Consider the following 19,742-nt stretch of genomic DNA (forward strand, 5'->3'; position numbering starts at 1 on the left):
CATCACTCAAAATGTAGTATTTATGACCATACACCGGGGTTCAGAAGTCCCCCAGCACCGAAATGGTTCCGCAACGCCTGCTGGATCGCCCGCGCTTCAGACACATAGCCCTGGATATCAAGATCAGCGGGGGGAGGCAAACAACCTGGCACGCTAACAGCATAGCCACCGGCCTGCCGTGCAGCCTGAGCAAGCGCGAGGGGTTGCGCCGGATCGCGAACATAGAGCAACCCATTGGCAAGATCGGCGAGCAGACCAGCAGACGACGGGGCGACGAGGCGGGTCACCTCGGGCAGGCGCTGGGAAGGAAGGCCCAGACGGAGCGTCAAGGCTGGCTGGCTAGCGGCGAGCCATGCCGCCCATTGCGCCGACCCGGTCGTCTCAGTCAGTGTTTCAAGCGCAGTTGCCCCGGCGAGCAACCCCTGAACCTGCGCACTTTCAGCCTGTACATCTTCGGGATACCCTTCGGCCGTATAGACAAGCGCGGTCGAGCCAGGCTCGGCAATGATCAGCAGTGACGATGCCACCAAACAGATCGGCAGCAGACGCGCGCCAGCCGCAAGGGCGTCTGCAAGGCTGGCGAAACGAGCGCGCAGGGTCACCGAGGCACGTGGGCGCGGCGAGAGCTTGAGGGTCACATCGGTGAGCATGCCAAGTGTCCCGTGCGAGCCAACATAGAGCTTGGGGAGATCGTAGCCAGCGACATTTTTGACGACTGGACGCCCAGCGCCGATGACCCGACCATCGGGCAACGCGACGGTCGTGGCGAGCAAGAGATCACGGACGCCCCCATAACGCATGCGCAAGGGCGCATTGAAGTTGGTCGCCACAATGCCCCCAAGGGTTGCCTCAGGCCAGGGCGACACGAGGGGCACCCACATCCCATCCTGTGCCAACTCGGACTGCAAGGTCGCAAGAGTGGTTCCGGCACCGGCGACAACATAGAGGTCGTCACGAGCATAGGTCGTAATACCGGCAAGGCCACGACTACTCACCGTCACCTCAGCCAAACCCGGCGAAGACGCTTGCGCATTACCACCGACCAGGCGCACCGAACGCCCAGTCGCCGTCAACGCATGCAGGCTTGCGGCGGCATCGGCGGCAGTGGTGGGGGCAAGAAGATCTTCAGGGGCTGCGGTGAGGGCCGGATGGTCAACCGGAACCACCGGGGCCGGCGTGGGCGAAGCAGGCGGAAAAATCTTGCCTGGGTTATAGATTGCCTGTGGATCAAAGAGATCGCGGATCTCGCGCATGACGGCCAGTTCATCGGCGGTATACATCATCGGCATAAAATCACGTTTCTCGATGCCGACGCCGTGTTCACCGGTGATACTGCCACCGTAGCCCACGCAGAGTTCAAGGATTTCACGGCCAACTTCGATGACGTGGCGTACCAGGGCGGGATCATTAGGATTTTTGAGCGGGATAAAGGGGTGAAGGTTGCCATCGCCGGCATGGAAGACATAGGCCACCTCGAGCCCAGCGCGGGCGCAGATCGCATTGACGCCACCGAGCGTTGCAGCGAGCTTGCTGCGCGGCACCGTGCCATCCACGAGATAGAAGGCCGGGGCGAGGCGCGCCATCGCGCCAGCGGCACTCTTGCGCCCATACCAGATCCGGTCACGCTCTTCAGAACTCTGCGCAATGCGGAGATTGAAGCCGCCATACTCACGCAGAATCGTCGCGATCTCATCAATCTGAGGGCCGACACTCTCGGGGTAGCCATCAGCCTCGATAATCAGCGCTGCCCCGGCAGTAGTAGGGAGACCGGCGGGCACAAAGGCCTCGATAATCTCCATCATCGCCTGGTTCATCATCTCCATCGTGGCGGGAACAAGGCCACGGGCGATAACAGCGGAAACAGCTTCACCAGCGGTCTCAACCGAGTCAAAGGCGGCCATCATCGTCTTGACGGCAGGTGGATAGCGCATCAAACGCACCGTCGCGCTGGTAATCAAGCCAAGGGTACCCTCACTGCCAACGAGCAACCCGGCGAGATCATACTCAGGATAATCGAGGGCCGCGCCACCGAGGTGCAGAGGACGACCATCGGGCAACACAACCTCGAGGCCCGTCACATAATTGGACGTAACCCCATACTTGAAACAGTGGGGGCCACCGGCATTCTCAGCGAGATTGCCGCCGAGCGTCGAAGCACGGCCACTGGAAGGATCAGGAGGAAAATAGAGCCCGTGCTCACGGGTAACGGTATCGAGCAACAGATTGGTCAACCCAGGTTCAACGACGGCACTCCGGCCCACCGGATCGAGGTCAACAAGGCGTTCCATGCGGGCAAAGGCAACAATGACCCCACCGTGTTCAGCGACAGCGCCACCCGAGAGACCAGTACCAGCGCCACGCGCCACCAGCGGAATCCGATAACGTGAGGCCCAGTCAACCAGACGAGCGACCTCTTCGGTCGTCTGGGGCAAGACCACCGCATCGGGAAGACCGCGATCGAGGCTCGCATCGCCTTCATAGGTCAGCAACGCGACGGGATCAGTCACAACACGTCCAGGCGGCAACAGACTTGTCAGCGCAGTAAGCGCAAGCTCACGGGCAATCATTGAGGCTCCTGACATACAACATTGGACGGAAGCAGCACAACAGCCAGAGACGAGAATGCGGTTCTGGGTATCATACCAGAACCACATCATCTCGGCCACAGTACATCTCGACACAGAAACCCATTGAAGGCCGGGAGACCCTCAGGCCCGTGCTTTGCTCAATGGAAAAAGCCAGCAAAGCTGGCTTTTTCCATTGAGCGAAACACATATGTAAAGGCTACATGTTCACACCGCTTTGAGGGCATTCATAATATCGAGGGCACCCTTCTTCGCATCGGCGAAGAGCATCAGCGTATTATCGGCCGCAAAGAGCGGGTTGGGGATACCAGCAAAACCAGGGCTGAGGCTGCGCTTAATCACAATAATGCTGCGGGCCTTATCGACATTAAGGATAGGCATCCCGGCGATGGGGCTACCCGGATCCGTACGAGCGAGCGGATTCACCACATCATTAGCCCCAATGACAATAACCACATCAGTCTGATCGAAGGAAGGATTGATCTCATCCATCTCCTTCATCTTATCGTAGGGAATATCGGCCTCGGCGAGCAACACATTCATATGGCCGGGCATACGACCAGCAACCGGATGGATCGCGAACTCGACCTCAGCACCACGTTCTTCGAGGAGATTGACGAGGTCACGCACCGCGTGCTGAGCCTGCGAGACAGCCATACCATAACCGGGAACAATCACCACCCGGCGCGCTGCCTCCATCAACATGGCCAGTTCTTCAGCATTGGCCGACTTGACGCGCCCGCCATAGACCTCATCGCTGCTCTGGGCCTCATCGCTGGCGACCCAGATCCCAAAGAGCACATTGGTGAGCGAGCGATTCATCGCCCGACACATAATGCTGGTCAGAATAATACCGGAGGCACCGACAAGCGACCCAGTAATAATAAGCGCGTTATTATTAAGTACAAAACCAGCGGCGGAAGCAGCGATTCCCGAATATGAATTCAGCAGTGAAATCACCACCGGCATATCAGCGCCACCAATTGGGAAGACAAGCGAGAGCCCGAGCAAGGTCGAGACAAGCACAATCGCCCAATAGATCCAGGTAGCCGTTGGATCAACGACGAGCCAGCCAGAGAGGGCAAGAGCGATCACGAGCAAGATCGCATTAATGATTTGCGCCCCCGAGAGGCGAACATCTTTGACAATGCCCTGAAGCTTGCCAAAGGCGACCATACTGCCCCAGAACGTCACCGTACCAATGAGGCCAGAGGCAGCGGTCGCGATAGCAAACTGGATCGTAACCAAAGACAGATCGATCTGGAGAGCATCCAAAAGGGCTGCCCCGGCGACCAGCGTTGAAGCAATGCCACCGAAGCCATTGAGCAACGCAACCATCTGGGGCATATCGGTCATCTGGACGCGGGTTGCCATCAGGGCACCGATGCCCGAACCAATGACCAAGCCAGCGATGATCCAGACATAATTGACGACCTGCTGATCGACCAAAGCGGTTACCACCGCGATGAGCATCCCGATCGCACCGAGTTGATTGCCACGCACGGCGGTACGTGGATGGGTAAGGCCCTTGATCCCCAGAATAAAGAGGGTTGCCGCCGCAAGGTAAGCCAGATTAATCAGCGCACTGCCCATTGCTCAATCCTTCCGGCGAAACATGCCAAGCATACGATTGGTGACCATAAAACCGCCAACCACATTAATGGTGGCAAAAATCACCGCCAGAAAACCCAGGATCGTCGCCACCTGGGGACCGAGCGAGCCTGCCGAGAGAATCGCGCCCACAAGTGTAATACCTGAAATAGCATTAGAACCCGACATCAAAGGCGTGTGTAAATTCGGTGGCACCTTGGTGATAATCTCGACACCAACAAACAGCGCCAAAACAAAGACGGTCAAGGAGACCACGAGCATTTCCATGCGAAGATTCCTTTGTTATCCAGGGGCAAGCGATCAGAACGACCGCTGCTGGTCTAACCGATGCCTCGATGCATTGAGCGATCGGCTATGATGAAGCAACAGGCGTACCCGCGCCAATCAGATCATTGATCCGGGCGCTGACAACTTTGCCATCGTGAACGACGGTAGACTCACGGATAATCTCATCATCCATATTGACCGTCAGTTTGCCATCCTTGACCATCAGGCGGAGCAGATTGATCAGATTACGGCTATAGAGCTGGCTCGCGTGATTAGGCACCGTTGCGGGCAAATTACCTGGCCCAATGATCGTGACATTATGTGCGACGATAATCTGATCAGACCGGGTCAAGGCACAATTCCCCCCACGTTCGGCGGCGAGATCGACAATAAGCGAACCAGGCTGCATGCCAGCAACCATCTCAGCCGTAATCAAGACCGGTGATGGTTTACCTGGAATGGCCGCCGTTGTAATAACAAGATCATTACGGGCCACCACTTCAGCCATCAACTTGCGCTGCCGCTGATAGAAATCATCGCCAAGCGCTTTAGCATAGCCACCTTTGTCTTCGCTGCTGCCTGCTTCAAGGGGCAACTCAACAAACTTGGCACCAACGCTCTCGACCTGTTCTTTGACCGCAGCGCGGACATCATAGGCCTCAACGCGCGCCCCGAGGCGTTTGGCGGTAGCACATGCCTGAAGCCCAGCCACACCGGCACCAATGACAAAGACCCGAGCGGGCGTCACCGTACCAGCGGCCGTCATCAACATCGGAAACATCCGCGGCATACTCGCAGCCGCAATCAGGACTGCTTTGTAGCCGGCCACCGTCGCCATTGAAGAGAGCGCGTCCATACTCTGCGCACGACTGATGCGAGGAATCAACTCCATCGCAATCGCGGTCACGCCTCGCTCAGCCAGACTCGCCGCCAACCTTGGTTCCCACAGCGGTTCAAGAAACGCGATCAACAACTGTTGAGGACGTAACATCGCCCGTTCTTTATCGGCGTGACCTGGATCTGCGCCGGCCGCCCGCACCTTGAGCACGATATCAGCCTGCGCATAGACTTCGGTACGCGACGCCACGGTACGCGCCCCACGTTCGACATAGGCAGCGTCAGGAAACCCGGCACGCATCCCAGCACCTGCCTCAACAACGACTTGCAACCCCATTTTCATCAGGGCTGGCACATCTGCGGGGACGATCGCTACGCGATCTTCACCCGACACCAATTCAGCCGGAATGCCGACGATCATACACTCTCCCTGTTGGAACTCCTGAGTGCGCTGCAGGGCTGCCCTATTCTGTGCAACATACGTCCATGCACTGAGCGAAACCTGGGCAGTCCGGGGTTAGTATACCATGAATTGACACAATTGAGAATGTTTTCACAGACAAGGCAACGACATAAATTGATACCCCCAGAAACATAACGGTGAACGAAATTTCCCGCATAATAAATATCTCTTATCTATTACTTCTGCAACTTATTGGCGCGAGCGTGTTGCAATAGTGTACACTAGAGCCTGTTTCATACCCTTATGTTACGGGTCTAGTTCGGAGGATCAGGTAATGACGACCCTGGATACCGATACGCTGGAAATGGTACTGACGACGCTGCGGGATTATGCCGACCGGCAACTGAAACCCGAGTTTCTGAGGGAGTTGGACGAACGCGACGAGTTTCCGCACGAGGTGCTGAAGGATCTCTACGACCCTGAGAAATTTGGCCTGCACCTTATTTTCATCCCCGAAGAGTTCGGCGGACTCGGTGGGGGTGCCTACGATATTTACCGGGTTTCCGAGCAGATGGCGCGCATTGACCTTGGGGTCGCGACGGGAGTACTGGCAACCTTTCTCGGCACGGATCCGATCGTGGTGGGCGGCACCGACGAGCAAAAGGCGCTCTGGATGGGGCGCATTGCCGAAGAGGGTTTGCTGGTGGCCTATGGGGCGACCGAGCCACAGGCAGGCAGTGATCTTGGCAGCCTGACGACCCGGGCAACACCGGTCTATGAAGATGGGCAGTTGACTGGTTACAAGATCTCGGGGCGCAAGCAGTGGATCTCGAATGGTGGGGTAGCGACGCTCTATACCATTCTTGCCAATACCGAGGGTGGGCCGACCTGGTTTGTCGTTGAGCGGGGTGCGCCTGGCTTTAGCTGGGGCAAGCCCGAAGACAAGCATGGCATTCGGGCCTCGAATACAGCCGCGCTCTTCCTGGATGAGGTCTTTGTGCCAGTCGAAAACCTGGTCGGCGGCGTCGAAGGGCAGGGGCTTGCCCAGGCGCAGGCGGTCTTTGGCTATACCCGACTGATGGTCGCGGCCTTTGGGTTGGGTGGAGGCTGGAGCGCACTTGAGCGGGCGATTCAGTATGGGCAGACGCGCATTCAAGGTGGGGCGCTGCTTGCGACGAAACAGGCCTACACCCACAAACTGCTGGTACCGAATGCGGTACGCCTGGAAGCCGCACGTGCCTATATCGAGTGGGTTGCGGAGAATATTGATGCGGGCGACCCCGGGCAGCAGACCGAGGGGGCCGTAGCCAAGTATTTCGCCACCGAGAGCGGCAATAAAGCGGCTGAAGATGCGATCCAGGCCCACGGTGGCTATGGCTACACCAAAGAGTATATGGTCGAGAAGGTCAAGCGCGATGTGCGCATTACCTGTATCTACGAGGGTACCTCGGAGATTATGGAGTGGACGATTGCGCGTGATCGGTGGCAGTTGCATCTGAAGACTCGTGGGGCCTACTACAACGATTGGGCGGCGAAACTCGAGCAACTGGCCCGTGCCAACCCCGACACCGGGGCAGCCACGACTGCGCTGGCATTGCGTGCGCTGGCGGTCGTGCTAGAGCGGTGCCGAATTGATCGGTTGACCCGCAACCAACATATTCTCTTCCGGCTCGGTGAGTTGATTGCGTGGGCCGAAACGGCCGCGATCTTTAGCGAGCGTGCCGCCACGCATCCAAGCCATGCGGTACCCTTTAGCCCCGAAACCCTGCGCATCATGGCGCGCATCCACGCCCGCGAAGCGGCACTCAAGGTCGCCACCGATGGGCTGCGCTGGTGCATCAGTGCAGGGCAGACCGATCCCAACCTGGCGGGGAGCCTCGGGCTACCGGCGATTTATCAGGCTCAGGCTGGACAAATTGAGGATATGAATATCGTTGCCGAGCGGCTGAATGCCGCATTCCCGGCAGAGTAGTGCCCCCCTGCGTGGGGGGTGTGCTCCGGAGGAGCTATTTCCATGGATACTTCGGCCTCGTGCGCCATCGCCATCGTGGGCGTTGGCGCCATCTTACCGGATGCTCCCAATGCACGAGCATTCTGGCAAAATATTCTTTCCAGGCGCTACAGTATCAGCGAGACACCGGCTGATCGCTGGAGCCTGGCTGATTATTACGATCCCGATCCTGCGGCCCCCGACAAGACCTATAGCAAGATCGGTGGGTGGGTACAGGATTTCCAGTTTGATTGGCAACGTTTTCGTATTCCGCCCCGCGTGGCGAATGCGATGGATCAGGGCCAGCAGTGGGCGGTCACCGTTGCCGCCGAAGCACTGGCCGATTATGGCTTCCCTGATCGTGCGCTCAATACCGATAATACCGGGGTTATCCTCGGCACGGCGATGGGCGGCGAGTTGCATTATCTGACCAATCAGCGCATCGTGGCCCCCGATTTTGCCAACTATCTCGCGAGTACCGATGCCTTCAAGGCACTTCCCGCTGAGGCACAGGCGGCGATGCTGGCTCAGTTTTATGCTGAAGTAGGGCGGAAGTTGCCCGCCATCAGCGAAGACTCGATGCCGGGTGAACTGCCAAATATCGTCGCCGGGCGGGTGGCGAATGTGCTTAACCTGCGCGGGCCAAACTTCATTACCGATGCAGCGTGTGCTTCGACCTTTGCCGCCGTCGCGTCTGCGGTCGAAATGTTGAGTGAAGGCCATGTTGATGCGGTGATCACCGGTGGCGTCGACCGCAACATGGGCATTTCAACCTACGTGAAGTTCTGCAAGATCGGGGCGCTTTCAGCGACCGGGACACGGCCATTTGGCGATGGAGCCGATGGTTTTGTGATGGGTGAAGGCGCTGCGGCCTTCTTGCTGAAACGTCTGGCGGATGCCGAACGCGATGGCGATACGATCTATGCCGTGATCCGTGGGGTTGGGGCTTCGTCGGATGGCAAGGGCAAAGGCATTACGGCACCCAATCCGATCGGGCAGATCTATGCGATCGAGCGGGCGTGGAAGAATGCCGGGCTTGATCCTGCGACCTGTACGTTGCTCGAAGCGCATGGCACAAGTACCCGGGTTGGCGATGTCGTCGAAGTCGAAAGCCTGAGCAAAGTCTTTGCGAGCGCAGAACGCGGGCGCATTGGCCTCGGGTCAGCCAAGAGCAATATTGGTCACCTCAAGGCTGGGGCCGGAGCCGCCGGGTTGCTCAAGGCGACCTTCGCGGTTCACGAGAAGATTTTGCCGCCAACGCTCAATGCGATGCCGTCAAACCCGAGTGTTGATTTCACATCAACGCCGTTTAGCCTCCTTCACGAAGGACGTGAGTGGGAACGGTCAGCCGCCTTCCCCCGCCGTGCCGGGGTGAGTGCGTATGGGTTTGGGGGAACCAATTTTCACCTGGTGCTTGAAGAATATGTGCCCGGGATGATCACCACTGGCCCACGCCGCTATCAGAGTGCTGCGGTTCCTGGTGATGCCGGAGGCGGAGAGGCGAAGAGTGTGAGCAAACATTATGCTGCCCCCGCTCAAGTGGATCAGAAGCCACCGTTGCGGGGCATGCTGGCGCTCGGCGCAGCGACGGGCGCTGAACTGGCAGCGCGGATCACGGCGACCCTTGAGCGCGTAAAGGGCGGCTGGACACCGCCGCTGGCCGCGCCGGATCGGGCCGAACTGCGTCAACCCGAGCGGCTCGTCGTTGATTTTGGCGAGGCAAGTGATCTGGCCGAGAAACTGGGCAAAGCAGCGCGCGCTGCGGGGTTGAATAATCCGGCTGCCTGGCGTCCCCTTGCCGCCCAGGGCGTCTTCCGGGGCAGTGGAACGGTTTCCGGGAAGGTAGCTTTTCTCTTCCCCGGCCAGGGCAGCCAGTACCTCAATATGGGGCGTGAGCTTGCCCAGCAGTCAGCGGCAGTCGCCGCCGTCTTTGCCGAGGCCGATGCGGTGATGACGCCGATCCTTGGGCAACCGTTGACGAGCTATCTCTTTGTCGATAGCAACGATCCGGCGGTGATCAAGCAGGCCGAGCGGGCGCTGATGCAGACGGCGATTACCCAGCCGGCGATGCTGACGCTCGATATCGCGCTGCTAACGCTGCTCTCGGAGTATGGCATTCGTCCCGATATGGTGATGGGCCATTCGCTTGGGGAGTATGGAGCACTGGTGGCAGCGGGCATTATGCCCTTTGCCCAGGCGCTCGAGGCGGCCGCCGCCCGTGGAGCCGAGATGACCAGGGTGAGCGTGGAAGATAATGGCTGGATGGCCGCCGTCATGGCCCCGCTTGAGGTGATCGAGAGCACGCTCAAAGAGGTTGATGGCTATGTGGTTGCAGCCAACCTCAACAGCTACAGCCAGGCCGTCATCGGTGGCGCGAGCCGGGCCGTCGAGCAAGCGATCGACCTCTTTGTTAGCCGTGGGTTCCAGGCCCAGCGCATCCCGGTGAGTCATGCCTTCCATACGAGCATTGTCGCCCCGGCGTCAGGGCCGTTGCGCAAGGTGCTCGACCGCCTGCACATCCGTGAGCCAGAACTGCCGCTGGTCGCCAATGTGACCGGCGAACTCTATCCGACCACAGTTGAGGGCATCAAGGATATTCTAGAGCGCCAGATTGCCTCGCCCGTGCAGTGGGTGAAGGGTCTCGAAACGCTCTATCGCGAGGGATGCCGGATTTTCATCGAGTGCGGCCCCAAGAAAGCGTTGAAGGGCTTTGTTGATGATGTGCTTGGTGACAAAGGCGATGCTGTTGCGCTCTTTACCAACCATCCCAAAACGGGTGAAATTGCCAGCTTTAACCAGGCGCTCTGCGGGCTCTATGCAGCGGGCCTGGATGCAGCCGAGCCAGTCGCAGTCGCGACACGTGTCTCGTCCGCCCAACGGGTCGCCGCAGCCTATGCCCACGAGGCACCGGTGGTATCCCATCGTTTGACAACGAATGTCACGCATTTGCCAGCGCTTGAGGCCGAAATGGGGCAGGCGAGCCCGATTGAGGATACCCGCGAGATGAACCAGGGCGACTATCACGGAGCGCAGCATGGCAACGGGAACGGGTTCGAAGCCTTGAGTGCCCTGTTGACCCAGGCCCTTCGGCAAGGGGGCACAAGCCCGGCAGGTCAATCGGCAGCCTATGACCGGAACGTGCCGCCAACCGGGTCAATCGTGATCAGCGGCACCGGCCTGGGTCTACCAGGGGCGGCGAAACCGCTGATGGCAGCGGACAATGCCGAGCGCATCCTGCGTGGCGAGCAACTGATTGATCTGATCCCCGAGCGCTTCCGCCGGTTGATGGTCAAGAAGCATGTGACCCGGGTGGTCAAGGGTGAAGACGGCGGCGGCAGCTTTCAAGAGATCGATCACGCCGACGATGTGATCCGGCTGGCGGGGCGTTCAGGGAGTTTTGACCTCACAGCGGAATACGGCGTCGCGGCCAATCTCGTGGAGGCGCTGGACATCACCAGCCAGTTGGCGATGGCGGCAGGGCTTGATGCATTGCGTGAGGCCGGCCTTCCGCTGGTACAGACCTACAAAAAGACGAGCAAGGGCACCTTCTTGCCCGAGCGCTGGATGCTGCCCGAGGCGTTGCGTGACGAGACCGGTGTCATCTTTGCGAGCGCCTTCCCCGGCTATGACCAGTTGAGTGGCGAATTGCAGCGCTACTACGAGCACGAGGGGCGATTGGCGCTGCTGCAAGAACTGGAAGCGCTGCGCAACGTGACGAGTGACGAGGCGACGCTGATGCGCCTGATGCAGCGCATAAACGAAGTACGCGACGAGATCGAACGCAATCCGTACACGTTCGACCGACGCTTCATCTTCCGCATCCTGGCGATGGGCCACAGCCAGTTGGCCGAGTATATCGGCGCACGCGGGCCAAATACGCATGTCAACGCGGCATGTGCCTCGACTGCACAGGCCGTTGCCATTGCCGAAGACTGGATCCGCAGTGGGCGCTGTCGGCGGGTGCTGGTGGTGGGCGGCGACGATGTCACAAGCGAGCATATGCTCGAATGGGTCGGGGCCGGCTTCCTCGCAACAGGGGCAGCGGCAACTGATGATGCGGTCGAAGAGGCTGCGTTGCCGTTTGATCGGCGTCGGCATGGCACCTTGCTCGGCATGGGCGCGTGTGCCTTGCTGGTCGAGAGCGAGGATGCCGTCCGCGAGCGTGGTATGCGCGGCATTGTCGAGGTGCTCTCGAGTGAGACGAATAACAGCGCCTTCCACGGAACACGCCTGGATGTGCAACACATCAGCCAGATTGTTGACAATCTGGTGCGGGCCGCCGAGCAGCGCTTTGGGTTGGATCGGCGCACCATGGCCGCACAGACGGTCTTTATCTCGCACGAGACCTTTACGCCGGCCCGGGGCGGCAGTGCTTCCGCCGAAATCGCCGCCTTGCGGCACACCTTTGGGCCAGCGGCAAGCGACATTGTCATCGCCAACACCAAGGGCTTCACCGGCCATCCGATGGGGGTGGGCATCGAAGATGTGATCGCGGTCAAGATCCTGGAGCATGGCATTGTGCCGCCGGTACCGAACTACCGCGAGCCCGACCCCGAACTCGGCCAGTTGAACCTGAGCCGCGGGGGGCGTTACCCAGTGCGCTATGCGATCCACCTGGCGGCAGGCTTTGGTTCGCAGATCGCGCTGACCTTGCTGCGGCGCATTCCAGGGTCAATCGAGCGGATTGATCAGCGTCAGCGCTATGATTACTGGTTGGCGCAGGTGAGTGGCTATGACCGGGCCGAGACCGAGGTGGTGAAACGTGTCTTGCGGATCAAGGCCCAGGGGGCGCCAAAGCGCGTGCCAGCACCAAGTGACTGGGTTCCTGGCACCGGGCCGGTGCAACGGGCGGCGTTTGCGCCTGATGTGACCGGACATCACATGACGGTTACGCCAGCAAGCAATGGGCGTTCGAGTGCGCCAGCATTGGTGAGCCGCCCAGCAACCCCGGCTCCGGTCGCACCGGTGCCAACCCCGGTTGCGACGAGGCCAGTGGAAGCGGTAACACCCGCACCAGTTGCGCCCAAACCGGTTGTTGCGCCAACCCCGGTTGCCCCAGCACCGGCGGCCCCGGTCGCACCAGTGGCTCCAGCACCGGTGGCACCAGTCGCACCAGTGGCTCCAGCACCGGTGAGCGATCCGGTGGCTGACACGGTACTTGCGCTGGTCGCCGACAAGACCGGCTACCCGAGCGAGATGCTCGATCTTGACCTCGACCTCGAGGCCGACCTGGGCGTGGACACGGTCAAGCAGGCCGAGACCTTTGCGGCAGTGCGCGAAGCCTTCAACATTCCCCGCATCGAGAACCTGAGGCTGCGTGATTACCCGACGATGCGCCATGTGATCGGCTTTGTCCGTGAGCAGCGGCCCGATCTCGCCACACCCGCGGCGACCCCGGTGGCAACACCCGTCGCGCCAGCGCCTCAACCAGTTGCGCCAGTAGCACCAGCAACCGTGAGCGATCCGGTGGCAGACACGGTACTTGCGCTGGTCGCCGACAAGACCGGCTACCCGAGCGAGATGCTCGATCTTGACCTCGACCTCGAGGCCGACCTGGGCGTGGACACGGTCAAGCAGGCCGAGACCTTTGCGGCAGTGCGCGAAGCCTTCAACATCCCCCGTATCGAAGACCTCAAGCTCCGCGACTACCCGACGATGCGCCATGTGATCGGCTTTGTGCGCACGCAGCGGCCCGATCTCGCCGCACCAGTGGCGGCCCCGGCGGCAGCGCCCGTCGCCACAGCGCCGCAACCGGTCGCCGTCAGTGCGTCAGCCGTCGTGAGCGATCCCGTGGCTGACACGGTGCTCAACCTGGTTGCCGACAAGACTGGCTACCCGAGCGAGATGCTCGATCTTGACCTCGACCTCGAGGCCGACCTGGGCGTCGACACGGTCAAGCAGGCCGAGACCTTTGCGGCGGTGCGCGAAGCTTTCAACATTCCCCGCATCGAAGACCTGAAGCTGCGCGATTATCCGACGATGCGGCACGTCATCGGCTTTGTGCGTACGCAGCGGCCCGATCTCGCCGCGCCAGTGGCGGCCCCGGTGACAGCACCGGTCGCCGCAGCGCCCCAACCGGTCACCGTCAGTGCGCCAGCAGCCGTGAGCGATCCCGTGGCTGACACGGTGCTCAACCTGGTCGCTGACAAGACCGGCTACCCGATTGAGATGCTCGATCTCGACCTCGACCTTGAGGCCGACCTGGGCGTGGACACGGTCAAGCAGGCCGAGACTTTTGCGGCAGTGCGCGAAGCCTTCAACATTCCCCGCATCGAAGACCTCAAGCTGCGCGATTACCCGACGATGCGCCATGTGATCGGCTTTGTGCGCACGCAGCGGCCCGATCTCGCCGCACCAGTGGCGGCCCCGGCAGCGGTGGCCCCGCAACCGACGGGGGCAGTCGCACCGGCGGCGACACCGGTAGCGCAACCAGCTATCGATCCAATCACCGAAACGGTGCTTGGTCTAGTTGCCGACAAGACCGGCTACCCGACCGAAATGCTCGATCTTGACCTCGATCTCGAGGCCGACCTGGGCGTCGACACGGTCAAGCAGGCCGAAACCTTTGCGGCAGTGCGCGAAGCCTTCAACATCCCCCGCATCGAAGACCTGAAGCTGCGCGATTATCCGACACTACGCGACGTGATTGGCTTTGTCCATACGCAGCGCCCCGATCTGGCGGCAGCAGCGGCGGCTGCAGCCACCGGGACGAACGGTGCCGCCCCAGTGGCACAATCAACTGAGGAAGGGCTCGCACCAGCGAGCGATCACGTCACGACAACGGTGCTCAACCTCGTCGCTGACAAGACCGGCTACCCGATTGAGATGCTCGATCTCGACCTCGACCTTGAGGCTGACCTGGGCGTCGACACGGTCAAGCAGGCCGAAACCTTTGCGGCAGTGCGCGAAGCCTTCAACATCCCCCGCATCGAAGACCTCAAGCTGCGTGACTATCCGACACTGCGTGCTGTGATCGGCTTTGTGTATACGCAGCGCCCCGAGACCAGGAATGGCACGGCCGTGGGAAGCGAAGGGACAGGCACGACGGCAACGGCTGAGTCAACGCAGACAACCACAGCGGTGCCTGCGGGGGCCTACAACTTGAGCGAAGCAAACCGAGCGCCACGGCGCGTCGCCACACCAGTGCTCCGGCCACCACTGGATCTCTGCAAAGCGACGAACGTGCAACTCAGCGAAGGAACCCGCGTCATCGTCATGCTTGACCGGAGTGGCGTCGGCAAAGCACTGGTAACGCGGCTTGAGAAGCGCGGCGTCAGCGTGCTCCCGATCGAGGTACCTCCGGAAGAGGGAGCGATTGGCGCGATGATCCAGGGCATGCTTGCCGAAGGGCCAATTGACGGGCTCTATTGGCTCCCAGCGCTTGATGTTGAGCCAGATCTGGAAGAACTTGACCTAGAAGAGTGGCACGAACTGAACCGTACACGGGTCAAGAATCTGCATCTGGCGACGCACACGCTCGTCGGGGCGCAACCCGAGCGCATTCCCTTCCTCGTGGTGGGAACGCGGATGGGCGGGCGGCATGGCTACGACGACGACGGGGCGGCGGCACCACTTGGCGGTGCGGTGACCGGGTTTGCCAAAGCCTACAAACGCGAATACCCGTCGGTGCTGGTCAAAGCGGTCGACTTCGAGACTGGGCGCAAGAGTGTCGAACCAGCCGAGAGCCTGATCGCCGAAACACTGAGCGATCCAGGCATCGTTGAAGTCGGCTACAGTGACGGGCTACGGCTCAGCGTAAGCCTGGAAGAGCGCCACGCCTACAATGGCAACTCGGGGATGGTGCTGACGCCCGAGACGGTCTATCTGGTGACCGGGGCAGCGGGTGGCATCACGAGTGCGATCATTGGCGACCTGGCGGCAGCCGGGATGGGTGGGACGTTCTACCTGCTCGATCTGACGCCGCATCCTGATCCAGCCGACGAGCACATTCGGCTCTTCCGTCAAGACCGGGCCGCGCTGAAGGCGGCGCTGATCGCGGAAGCGCAGGCACGCGGCGAACGGCCAACACCAGTGCAGATTGACCGGGGCATCATGGCGATAGAACGGTCAGAGGCGGCGTTGCGGGTCATTGAAGTGATCGAAGCAGCGGGCGGCACAGCCAACTACTACAGCCTCGACCTACGTGATACAGCGGCGGTTAGCGGCGTCATTGACACCATTCGTGAACGCGAAGGCCACATTGATGTACTGCTGCACGCAGGCGGCATCGAGATCAGTCGAGCGTTGAATGAAAAAACGCACGACGAATTCAGCCGAGTCTTTGACATCAAGGCTGATGGCTTCTTCAACATGCTGCGAGCGGCCAAGGGCCTGCCGATTGGCGCAACCGTCGCCTTCAGTTCCGTAGCTGGGCGGTTCGGCAACAGTGGCCAGACCGACTACAGCGCGGCCAACGACCTGCTCTGCAAAATCAGCAGCAGCATGCGGCGCTGGCGCCCCGACACGCGCGCCATTGTGATTGACTGGACAGCCTGGGGCGGAATTGGGATGGCGACTCGTGGATCGATCCCACGGATCATGGAGATGGCAGGGATTGATATGCTGCCACCCGAGGTTGGGATCCCGACGATCAGGCGTGAATTGACGGCGGGCGATACCCGCGACGAAATCGTCGTCGGGTTGCGCCTGGGGGTACTCACCGAAGAGTTTGATCCGACAGGCGGCCTTGACCCGGCGAAGATCGCAGCAACGCTGGCTGCACGTGAGCGTCCGTACCTGATGGTCGGCACAGTCGAAGCAGCCAAGCTGTATGGTGGCATCATTGCCCAGACCTCACTTGACCCGCACGAGCAACCATTCCTCTACGATCATCAGATCGAAGGGACACCGGTGTTGCCAGGTGTGATGGGCACCGAAGGCTTTGCGGAGGTGGCGGGACTCTTTGCCCCTGACTTCCGTCTGGCGCGGATCGAGCATGAACGGCTCGATAGCCCGGTCAAATTCCATCGCAGCCAGCCACGCACGCTGACGCTGCGGGCAGTCATTCGGCCTGCCGCTGGTGGTGATCTGCTGGCCCAGACCACATTGAGCTCGATGTTTCAACCGGTGGTGGCCCCGGGGCAGACCCCGCCACCAGCGCAAGAGACAGTACACTTCCGAGCCGAGGTTCGCCTCACGCGGGGGGAAATCACCCCGGCACAGACCGAACGACCGATTGCGGACGAGCATGCCCGGGTAATCGAACGAAGTGAGATCTACAAAGTCTACTTCCACGGCCCGGCGTACCAGGTGCTCGAGAAGGTCATGCTGAGCGACAAGATGGCGATTGGCATGCTAGCGGGCGACCTGCCACCCGATAGCACCCCGGTCAACGCCGAACACCTGGTTGACCCACGTTTGCTAGAGCTCTGCTTCCAGACAGCGGGCGTGTGGGAGATCGTCCAGACCGAGGCGATGGCCTTGCCATCCTCACTCGACACGCTTGAGGTCTATCGGCATCTGGAAGAGGCTGGCGACGCGCAGATCTACGCCATCGTCACCCCGGTCGAGAACGGCACGAGCTTTGACGCACGGGTTGTTGACGACCTGGGGAACGTCTATCTTGATCTGCACGGCTATCGAACAGCACGCTTGCCGGGGACGGCGCACCTGTAGGAAAGAATAGCGTTGGGCAAGCAGGAAGATCCTGCTTGCCCAACGGCCAACCAGGCGCATAGGAAAGACATGATTGACTGGCTGATCCAACAACGGTCCGATCTACCGGCCGTAGCACCAGACCTATGGCTAAGTGTGCCCGAACGTGATCGGATGCGGACACTCCGCATGGAAAAACGACGTGAAGAGTGGTTGATCGGACGTTGGACAGCGCGGCGGCTCATCCAGGCCTGGGCACAACGCGAGCTTGGCTTCGCGCCCCACCCGACTGAACTGATGATTCTGCCGGCGCCTGATGGCGCACCCGAAATCCATGCGCTTGATCCCGCCTTGCGGATGGCCCTCGGGACGGTACGCCTCACGATCAGCCATAGTGTGGGGCAGGCCTTTTGTGCGCTGGCCCCTGCGGGAGCGCCGGTGGGCGCTGATATCGAGCAGATTGCCCCACGCCATAGCAACTTTGCCGAAACCTACTATACGCCTGGCGAGATCGCGTTGCTCGAAGCCACAGCGCCCACCCACTACAACCTCTTACTCAATGCAATCTGGAGCACGAAAGAGGCTGTACTGAAAGCCTTACGACACGGCTTACGGGTTGATACACGTCTTGTCGAATGCCTGGTACCCCTGCCCGACGCAACCGATCAAGAGGCTGACTGGCGACCATTTCTCGCCCACTGCGATCCGTCGCTTGGCGCACCACCGGCTGGCGTACGCTGCTGGTGGCGCCAGGATCACAATGTTGTGCTGACGATTGCCGCCATTACCCCACGTCTCGTCACTGAACAGGTGGGTAACAGACCGGTTATCCAGTCACCGCTGTATGGAAGATGAGAGTCGAGACTTATGATGGAAGATTTTGTTCGTAAGCTCCGTGAACGCAAAGCCATTGCGGCTGGCACAGAAAAAGATGCAGCTGCGCAGCATCAGAAGGGTCGCCTGACGGCACGTGAGCGAATCGAGTTATTGTTCGACCCCGATAGTTTCAATGAGATTGATACGCTGGTGACCCCGCGCTACGAGAGCTATATGGGCGGCAAGGGGTCGCGCTTTGGTGATGGCGTCGTCACTGGCTTTGGCTTGATCAATGGGCGCCAGGTCTTTGCGGCGGCTCAGGATGCCAGCGTGATGGGCGGCTCACTCGGCGAGATGCATGCGAACAAAATCGTCAAGGCAATGCGGATGGCCCTGAGTTATGGCTGTCCTTTTGTGGCGCTGAATGACTCGGGTGGGGCACGCATTCAAGAGGGCGTTGATAGTCTGGGGGGGTATGCCCGGATCTTTGATGCCAACTGTGAAGCCTCGGGGGTGATCCCGCAACTCTCGGTGATCCTCGGGCCATGCGCTGGCGGCGCCGTCTATTCGCCTGGGCTCACTGATTTTATTTTCATGACCGAAAACAGCTACATGTTCATCACTGGCCCGGAAGTCGTGCGCTCGGTGATGCAAGAACAAGTCAGCCAGGAAGAACTGGGTGGCGGGCGGATCCACGCGACCGAGAGTGGGGTGGCACACTTTCTCTCACGCGATGACCAGGAGTGTCTGTTGAAGGTGCGGGAATTGCTGAGCTACCTGCCCTCGAATAATATGAGCGACCCGCCGTATGTGCCGCCCCGTGATGACCCCGAGCGCCGCTGTCCTGAGCTTGAGGAACTGGTACCGGTCGATCCGCAGAAGCCCTACGATGTGCGGGAAGTCATTGCCAGCATCGTGGATGACGGGCGTTTCCTGGAGGTTCACGAGCTCTGGGCGCAGAATATGGTCGTGGGCTTTGCGCGCCTGGATGGATATGTGGTCGGGTTGGTAGCGAATCAGCCGATCCATCTCGCAGGCACGATTGACATCAAAGCTTCGATCAAAGCGACGCACTTTATTCGCATCTGTGATGCTTATAATATTCCGATCATCACTTTGCAAGATGTCCCCGGCTTTTTGCCTGGCACGAGTCAGGAATATGGAGGGATCATCCGCAACGGTGCGCGGCTCATTTATGCCTATTCAGAGGCAACGGTGCCCAAACTGATGTTGATCCTGCGCAAGAGCTATGGTGGGGCCTACTGCGTCATGAGTAGCAAAGGGCTCCGGGGCGACTTGCTATATGCCTGGCCGAACGCCGAACTAGCGGTGATGGGGGCGGCAGGGGCAGTCAATATCCTCTTCCGCAACGAGGTCAAGGCGGCTGAGGATCCGAAGGCACGGAGTCGGGAACTGGTAAGCGAGTATCAAGAGAAGTTCAACAACCCCTATGTTGCGGCGGCACGTGGTCTCATTGACGACGTAATCGAGCCACGCGACAGCCGCCGTGTGCTCGTGCGGGCGCTGCACGTGACGCTCTCGAAACGTGACCGGCACCTGCCCAAGAAGCATGGCATTTCACCGATGTAGGAAGAGTTTCGCACGACAATGCAAGTTGCATTGGTATGCACGAAGGTGC

At 60.3% G+C, this 19,742-nt stretch carries 8 protein-coding genes; 4 read left to right on the forward strand and 4 right to left on the reverse strand.

Translation table 11 applies throughout. The features are described 5' to 3' along the window. Positions 1-20: 20 nt before the first annotated feature. The 4 genes from A9Q02_RS07090 to A9Q02_RS07105 form a co-directional block, all read right to left on the reverse strand. Entirely contained in the window at positions 21-2,567 is a 2,547-nt protein-coding gene (locus A9Q02_RS07090) for an FAD-binding oxidoreductase (RefSeq protein ID WP_097651637.1), read from the reverse strand. 225 nt (positions 2,568-2,792) lie between these two features. Further along, on the reverse strand, positions 2,793-4,178 hold the full coding sequence (locus tag A9Q02_RS07095; RefSeq protein WP_097651638.1) for an NAD(P)(+) transhydrogenase (Re/Si-specific) subunit beta: 1,386 nt from the start codon (positions 4,176-4,178) through the stop codon (positions 2,793-2,795). Positions 4,179-4,181: 3 nt separating this feature from the next. Then, complete coding sequence (locus tag A9Q02_RS07100; protein ID WP_097651639.1) at positions 4,182-4,463, reverse strand: NAD(P) transhydrogenase subunit alpha part 2; 282 nt, start codon at positions 4,461-4,463, stop codon at positions 4,182-4,184. Positions 4,464-4,548: 85 nt separating this feature from the next. Continuing rightward, the gene (locus A9Q02_RS07105) at positions 4,549-5,721 is read right to left on the reverse strand and encodes a Re/Si-specific NAD(P)(+) transhydrogenase subunit alpha (protein ID WP_097651640.1); all 1,173 of its coding nucleotides are present in this window, start codon (positions 5,719-5,721) and stop codon (positions 4,549-4,551) included. A gap of 316 nt (positions 5,722-6,037) precedes the next feature. Between A9Q02_RS07105 and A9Q02_RS07110 the strand changes: the two genes are divergently transcribed. The 4 genes from A9Q02_RS07110 to A9Q02_RS07125 all read left to right on the forward strand — a co-directional run bounded on the left by A9Q02_RS07110 (position 6,038) and on the right by A9Q02_RS07125 (position 19,693). Continuing rightward, positions 6,038-7,675 (forward strand): acyl-CoA dehydrogenase family protein, encoded by a 1,638-nt coding sequence (locus A9Q02_RS07110; protein WP_097651641.1) that lies wholly within the window; start codon positions 6,038-6,040, stop codon positions 7,673-7,675. 42 nt (positions 7,676-7,717) lie between these two features. Continuing rightward, on the forward strand, positions 7,718-17,308 hold the full coding sequence (locus A9Q02_RS07115) for a type I polyketide synthase (protein ID WP_097651642.1): 9,591 nt from the start codon (positions 7,718-7,720) through the stop codon (positions 17,306-17,308). 69 nt (positions 17,309-17,377) lie between these two features. Then, positions 17,378-18,142 (forward strand): 4'-phosphopantetheinyl transferase family protein, encoded by a 765-nt coding sequence (locus A9Q02_RS07120; protein ID WP_097651643.1) that lies wholly within the window; start codon positions 17,378-17,380, stop codon positions 18,140-18,142. 12 nt (positions 18,143-18,154) lie between these two features. Then, entirely contained in the window at positions 18,155-19,693 is a 1,539-nt protein-coding gene (locus tag A9Q02_RS07125; RefSeq protein ID WP_483862426.1) for an acyl-CoA carboxylase subunit beta, read from the forward strand. The last annotated feature ends 49 nt before the right edge of the window (positions 19,694-19,742 follow it).

Source organism: Candidatus Chloroploca asiatica, assembly GCF_002532075.1.
In the GTDB taxonomy this organism is placed as follows: domain Bacteria; phylum Chloroflexota; class Chloroflexia; order Chloroflexales; family Chloroflexaceae; genus Chloroploca; species Chloroploca asiatica.